This window comes from uncultured Actinomyces sp. (assembly GCF_963526355.1).
Lineage (GTDB): Bacteria > Actinomycetota > Actinomycetes > Actinomycetales > Actinomycetaceae > Actinomyces.
On sequence record NZ_CAUROW010000095.1, the window covers coordinates 1 to 6,802 of the forward strand.

4 protein-coding genes, 1 tRNA gene and 1 pseudogene are annotated in these 6,802 nt (G+C 69.1%); 5 read left to right on the forward strand and 1 reads right to left on the reverse strand.

Going from position 1 to position 6,802, the window contains the following annotated elements; genetic code table 11:
* From RWR81_RS11675 to RWR81_RS11685, 3 genes and pseudogenes are all read left to right on the forward strand, one after another.
* Nucleotides 1–236 (forward strand): annotated as a pseudogene (locus tag RWR81_RS11675) (hypothetical protein); the annotation flags it as partial.
* A gap of 905 nt (nucleotides 237–1,141) precedes the next feature.
* Entirely contained in the window at nucleotides 1,142–2,788 is a 1,647-nt protein-coding gene (locus RWR81_RS11680; RefSeq protein WP_314457909.1) for a peptidoglycan DD-metalloendopeptidase family protein, read from the forward strand.
* A gap of 12 nt (nucleotides 2,789–2,800) precedes the next feature.
* Nucleotides 2,801–3,556 (forward strand): glycerophosphodiester phosphodiesterase, encoded by a 756-nt coding sequence (locus RWR81_RS11685; RefSeq protein WP_314457910.1) that lies wholly within the window; start codon nucleotides 2,801–2,803, stop codon nucleotides 3,554–3,556.
* Between the two features lie 245 nt (nucleotides 3,557–3,801).
* Here the strand turns inward: RWR81_RS11685 and RWR81_RS11690 are convergent.
* Nucleotides 3,802–3,874: transfer RNA gene (locus RWR81_RS11690), tRNA-Arg, on the reverse strand.
* 132 nt (nucleotides 3,875–4,006) lie between these two features.
* Between RWR81_RS11690 and argS the strand changes: the two genes are divergently transcribed.
* Both argS and RWR81_RS11700 read left to right on the forward strand, forming a co-directional pair.
* Nucleotides 4,007–5,683: an arginine--tRNA ligase gene (argS, locus tag RWR81_RS11695; RefSeq protein ID WP_314457911.1), complete on the forward strand. Its 1,677-nt coding sequence runs from the start codon at nucleotides 4,007–4,009 to the stop codon at nucleotides 5,681–5,683.
* Nucleotides 5,684–5,690: 7 nt separating this feature from the next.
* The coding region (locus RWR81_RS11700) for a diaminopimelate decarboxylase family protein (protein ID WP_399498436.1) at nucleotides 5,691–6,802 on the forward strand (1,112 nt) is incomplete at its 3' end.

Sequence of the window (6,802 nt, forward strand, 5' to 3'; positions counted from 1 at the left end):
CCGACCGCACTGAGCCGGTGCCCGCCTGGCGCGCTCGCGCACTCGTGCCCGTCGGTTATGACGACGAGGTTGAGGAGGCACTGGCGGCCATGCAGCGCTCGGGGGCTCACCTGGGGCATGTGCGCAACGCCCAGGGGCGATTCGTCGGGGTTCTCTTCCTGGAGGACATTCTCGAAGAGCTCGTTGGCGAGGTCAACGACGCCATGCAGCGCGAGGAGCACCAACGCCGTGATTAAATTGTAATTTTATGGTGGTGGCCAGTGGATTCCCACAACTCCCTCGGCGCTCATGAATGCTAACCGATCGTACGGCAGGCCTTGGTATCGCGCGGCGGCGTCGTTCGGATGACGGGTTTTACCTCCCGTGTACCGGCTGGTTTGAGTGGTCCTTGCGGCTCGTCCGAGAAGTACAGGTCACACAAAGGTGTGCTGGTTCTCCTGGCGAGTCTCACAGGAGACCGCTACTGTTTTAACCGAGCACAACATGAGACTGTCCCCCCGGCAGCCAGCAATGTCGTCACCACCGGGCCGTCGGCGGTGACGACAGTCCCTATCACACCAGCCACCTGGAGGCTTCCCGCGTGACCCAGCAGCCCATGAGTCGACGCCAGCGTCGCGAGGTGGAACGTGCTGCCGAAGCCGCTCGCCAGTTCGCCGAGGTAGACGCTGGCACTGTACCTTCCTCGCATGCGGCGCCGGCGCCGCACACCACCCATGCGGCCAGCGCCACTCGCCGCTCCCGCCGCAGCACTTACGCCCATCGGTCTCAAGCGAGTGCCGTTCTTCCGAGCGTGCCGGTGGACCCGCAGAAGCAGGAGCGTTCGCAGGGACCGCCGTCGCAGGCGCTTCCGCGCGCAGCCGTGCCGGTCGCGAGTCCGCGGGAGAGTGCGACCTTCCGTCCGCCGCAGGACGGTCAGCAACCGGTCGCTCCGATGAGCCGTATGGCCCGCCGGCGCCAGAACTCGGTCGACCGGTCGGCGTCGGCCGCGCACCTGCAGGCCCCGGCCGCCCCCGCTCCGGCTGTCCCGCCCGCGCCTTCTGAGGAGGCTCCGACCCCCTTCCCTGAACCTCCTTCCGCATCCTCGTCCACATTGCCGCGGACGCACGGCGATACGCGTCCCACCCGGCGATCCCGCAAGGACATGCGCGTCGCCCAGGTTGCCGAGGACACCCGGCAGACACGGGAGAGCTCGGCTGTTGTCCAGCAGTCTCAGCCCCGGCCGGAGAGCCGTCGCAGTCGCCGCTCCCACGCGGTCGACAAGCCTTTCGCCCCTTCTGCGCCATCTGCCCTGTCGCCCCTGGTCGCCGTCTCTCTGGCCGAGTCCACGTCCACTCCGGAACCGGTCGCCGACCAGCCAGCGGACAGCGCGCCATGGTGGACCGCCGGCAACCCCTCGCCCGCTTCCCACGGCGCGACGCAGCGCCGTAGCCGCACCTCCACCCCGAGCGGTCCCAACCCCACCCCGGTCTCCGCCGTCGCTGCTCGGTCGGAGAGCCGGCGCGAGCGCCGGGCTTCGGCTGCCACACCGGCCAGCGCCTCGGTCCGGCCCGTCGTCGCCTCCACCACGCACCACGCCGCCTCCACTGCCCCGGACGACGTCCATTCTTCGACCCCGCGGTCCGGGCCCGAGGCTTCGGTGACGCCTTTCACCTTCGCTGCCCCCCACGAGATCCGTTTCTCCAGAAGGATCACGGACTTCCGCGGCGCCGAGACTCTCGAAGTCCCCGAGGTTCGCAAGATCATGGCTGCCCGCAAGGCCGGGGTGCCGATCGCTGATGAGACGGCCGTCCGGGCTGCCAAGGCGGTTCAGACGCAGACGGACAAGGCGTCCCACAAGGCCAGAACGCCTCGGTCCGCTGCCTCGTCGTCGGATCGGGCGGCCGAGCCGGCGTCGTCGATCAAGGGCGCAGCAGCATCCGGGCCCGACAGTCAACGTGGACCCTCGATCGGTCCCGTCCCGGCGCACCCCGCCCGCCGTCGCACCGGAACCGGGATCCTCGGACGCACCGCCGTTCTGTCCGCACTTGCAGTGGCCACGGTCCTGGCCCCGCTGTCCAGCCATCTTGACAACACCCCGCTGGCCTCGGCCGCCATGAAGATGCATACCGGGGGTACCACGGAAGGGCGGGCGTCGGCCGGGTCGGAGCCATCATCCGTGGCCAGCGCCGTTCTCGGCAGGGACGACGACCTGGAGGAGGGCTCCGACACCCAGCTCTCCAACGTCCCTGACGCCGCCACCAGGGCCAGGATCCGCGAGGCCTACCAGAACGCTGCCAAGACCTGCTCCTCGGCGACCGGTGCATCGGGCGACACCAGCGCCTTCAGCTCCAGGCCGCAGCTGTTCTACCCGATGCTCCCGGACACCTATGCGATTTCCTCGGAGTACGGGTACCGCACTCATCCCACTCTTGGCATTCAGAAGCTCCATGCCGGCCAGGACATGGCCGCCCCGGTGGGGACACCCATCTACGCCGCTGCCGCTGGCACCGTCACCACCGCCGGTATGGTCGACGGCACCGGAACCGTCACCATCAAGCACGAGATCGATGGCCAGGTCTGGTACACCAGCTACCTCCACATGTACGAGGACGGCATCTACGTCAAGGCCGGCGACACGGTCACAGCCGGACAGATGATCGCCGGTGTGGGCAACACCGGTCGGTCCTCCGGTTCGCACCTGCACTTTGAGGTGCGAACCAAGGACGACACCGCTGATGAGTCCACCGTGGAGCCATGGGGCTGGCTCAAACAGCACGGCGCCGTCGAGCTCACCACCAACTGCAGCTGAGGGAGACCCACCGTGCCGTCTGCCGTGTCGCGAACACGATGTCCTGCTGTCATCGCCCACCGCGGTGGCGGGCGTGAGGTTCCTGAGAACACCTGGAGCGCCGTCGAGCACGTGGCCGCGCTCGGGCTGGAGTGGATGGAGACCGACCTGCGGCTGACCGCCGATGGCGTCGCCGTCCTCAGTCATGACGAGGACCTGCGCCGCACTGCCAACGACCCCCGCACCGTCGGAGAGGTCATGTGGGCTGAGCTGGCTAATCTCGACTCCGGTGATGGGCGTGGCTTCGTCCGGCTCGATGACGTCCTGTACGCCCACCCGACGATGAAGTTCAATGTCGATCTCAAGGACTCCAGCGTCGTCCAGGCTGCGCTGCAGACGGTGCGTGACGCCGAGGCCCTCGACCGGGTCCGCTTCGCCTCGTTCTCCGCCCGACGACTCGCTGTTCTGCGCCGCCAGGAGCCGAGGGCCACGACGTCCCTGGGCGTCAGTGACGTACTTGGGCTCATGCTGCGCAGCGAGGCCGTTGTCCCGCTGCCGCAGACCCGCTGGGGCTGGACGCGGGGGAAGGTTGATGCCGTCCAGGTCCCTGAGAGCTACCACGGCGTTCCCGTGGTTACCCGGCGATTCGTCGCTGCCGCGCACACCGCCGGGCTGGAAGTTCACGTGTGGACAGTGGATGAGCCCGATCAGATGCGCCGGCTGGCCGAGCTCAACGTCGATGCCATCATGACCGACGTCCCCACCCTGGCCCTCCAGATCCTGGGGTGAACCTCGTCAGCCTCCGCTACTCGTTGTTCCTACCGGGTGGAAACAACTGATGTGATTGCGAGCCGCATGAGGGCTCGCTGAGCGAGGCCGGGGTTGTACCGGCCGGGAACTGACCGCGCTTCACGATCCTGCAGTCTCGGCGGAGTACATCCATATCTGCTTCCAGCAGCACCCCCGCCTTCATACAGCGCCGACGGACACCAAGCGAGCCCCCGCCGCGGGTGGCGACGGGGGCTCAGGGTCGGTGCCCCGGACAGGATTCGAACCTGCGACCTTCTGCTCCGGAGGCAGACGCTCTATCCACTGAGCTACCGGGGCCCGAAGCGTGACTGTACCAGTGTCCCGCCCCCGGAGCGAACCTGGTGCGAGACTGCGACATGTCCCACGAAGTCACGCAGTTGTCAGGATCGTTGGCAATCGACCCCGATCGATGACGGTACGCTGACGCACGTGACCCCAGAAGAGCTTGCCGCAGCCATCCGCACCGTCCTGGAGGAGGCCTCTGCCGAGGGCTCCCTCGCCCTGCCTGCCGCAGAGATCCCCGACCCCCGCGTCGAGCGCCCCCGCAACCGCGACCACGGCGACTGGTCCACCAACGTCGCCATGCAGCTGGCCAAGAAGGCGGGCACCAAACCGCGCGATCTCGCCGAGCTCCTCGCCCCCCGTCTTGAGACCCTCGACGGCGTCACCTCCGTGGAGGTCGCCGGCCCCGGCTTCCTCAATATCCGCCTCGACGCTGCCAGCGCCGGTGAACTCGCCCGCTCCATCGTCGAGGCCGGCGAGGCCTACGGGCGCAATGACTCCCTGAGCGGACAGCACATCAACCTCGAGTACGTCTCCGCCAACCCCACCGGCCCGGTGCACCTGGGCGGCGCCCGCTGGGCCGCCGTCGGCGACTCCCTGGCCCGGATCCTGTCCGCCTGCGGCGCCGAGGTCACCCGCGAGTACTACTTCAACGACCACGGCACCCAGATCGACCGCTTCGCCGAATCCCTGCTGGCCTCCGCCCGCGGCGAGGACACCCCCGAGGACGGCTACGGCGGTGCCTATATCGGCGAGATCGCCCAGCAGGTGACCGCCGACGAGCTCGCTGCCGGACGCCCCGATCCGGCCACCCTGCCCGATGCCGAGGCCGTTGAGGTCTTCCGCGCCCGCGGCGTCGACCTCATGTTCGCCGCCGTCAAGGCCGAGCTCCACGCCTTCCGCTCCGACTTCGACGTCTTCTTCCACGAGGACTCCCTGCACACCTCCGGAGCCGTCGAGCGCGCCATCGACCGCCTGCGCGAGCGCGGCGTCATCGAGGAGCGCGACGGCGCCACCTGGCTGCGCACCACCGACTTCGGTGACGACAAGGACCGTGTCCTCATCAAGTCTGACGGCAATGCCGCTTACTTCGCCGCCGATCTCGCCTACTACCTGGACAAGCGCGAGCGCGGCACCGACTGCGCCATCTTCCTGTTCGGCGCCGACCATCACGGCTACATCGGCCGCATGATGGCCATGTGCGCTGCCTTCGGCGACGAGCCCGGCGTCAATATGCAGATCGTCATCGGCCAGTTCGTCAACCTTGTCAAGGATGGTCAGCCCGTGCGCATGTCCAAGCGTGCCGGCACCATCGTGACACTCGGCGACCTCGTCGACGCCGTCGGTGTGGACGCCGCCCGCTACGCGTTGGCCCGCTCGTCCATGGACTCCGCCATCGACATCGACCTGGACCTGCTGGCCTCCACCTCGAGCGAGAACCCGGTGTACTACGTCCAGTACGCCCACGCCCGCACGTGCAACGTGGCCCGCAACGCCGCGGAGCACGGCGTGTCCCGGGCAGCCGGATTCCTCCCGGCGGCGCTGGACGACCCGGCCGACTCCGCGCTGCTCGGCGTGCTCGCCCAGTTCCCGGCGATCGTCACCCAGGCCGCGCAATTGCGCGAGCAGCACCGGGTGGCCCGGTACCTCGAGCAGCTGGCCTCCGCCTACCACGTCTGGTACGGCGCCACCCGTGTCACCCCCCGCGGGGACGATGCCGTCAATAACGGCCACGTGGCCCGCCTGTGGCTCAACGACGCCGTTGGGCAGGTGCTCGCCAACGGGCTCGCCCTGCTGGGCGTCTCTGCTCCCGAGAGGATGTGAGACCGTGATGTACCAGGTTCCCACCGGTGAGCCGTCCCTGGGATCGCTGGCCTGCCCCGAGCCCGAGGACCGCCCCGACCTGTGGCCCACGACAGCGCGGCGCGCCCCCGACGGCGAGCTCGCCCTGGGCGGGCTGACCGTCTCCGAGATCCTCGCCGACGCCCCCAGTCCCGTCTTCGTCCTGGATGAGGCCGACCTGCGCGGCCGCGCCGCCTCCTGGAGCGCCGCCATGCACGAGGAGTTCTGGCCCAGCTACGGCATGGCCGGGGGAGAGGCCTTTTACGCCGGCAAGGCCTTCCTGACCACCAAGGTCGCCCAGTGGGTCCTCGAGGAGGGCATGGGCATCGACACCGCCAGCCGCAGCGAGCTCGCCGTGTCCCTCGCCGCCCTGCAGGAGGTGGACGGGGAGGACGCCACCATGGACGCCACCCGTCTGGGTCTGCATGGCAACGGCAAGACGCAGGCGGAGATCGCCGTCGCCCTCACCCACCACGTGGGCCATCTCGTCCTCGACTCCCTCGAGGAGGTGGAGCTGGCCGTCCGCGCCGTGCGCGAGCTGCGTGCGAGCGGCGTCTACGGGTCCGAGGAGACCGGCAAGGTCATGGTGCGCCTGACCACCGGTGTGCACGCCGGAGGCCACGAGTTTATCTCCACCGGCCACGAGGACCAGAAATTCGGCCTCTCCGTCCACGCCGGTACCGCCCGCCAGGCCATCGACGCGATCATCGCCGCTCCCGAGCTCGAGCTGCACGGGCTGCACTCCCACATCGGCTCCCAGATCCTGGACCTGACCGGTTTCCGTGAGGCCGCCCGCGTCGTCGTCGCCTTGCGCCACGAGGTCGCGGTTTCCACGGGCGTCATCGCCCCCGAGCTGGACCTGGGCGGCGGCTACGGCATCGCCTACACCGGTGCGGACCCGGTGCCGCCCAGCCCGGCTGAGGTCGCCCGGACCCTCGCCGAGACGGTGCGCGAGCTGTGCACGGAGCTCGGTGACCCGGTCCCGAGCGTGTCGGTTGAGACTGGACGCAGCGTCTCCGGACCGGGCACCGTCATGCTTTACACGGTCACCGGGCTCAAGCGCGTCGAGCTGGGGGAGGGGGCCTCGCGCCTCTACGTGAG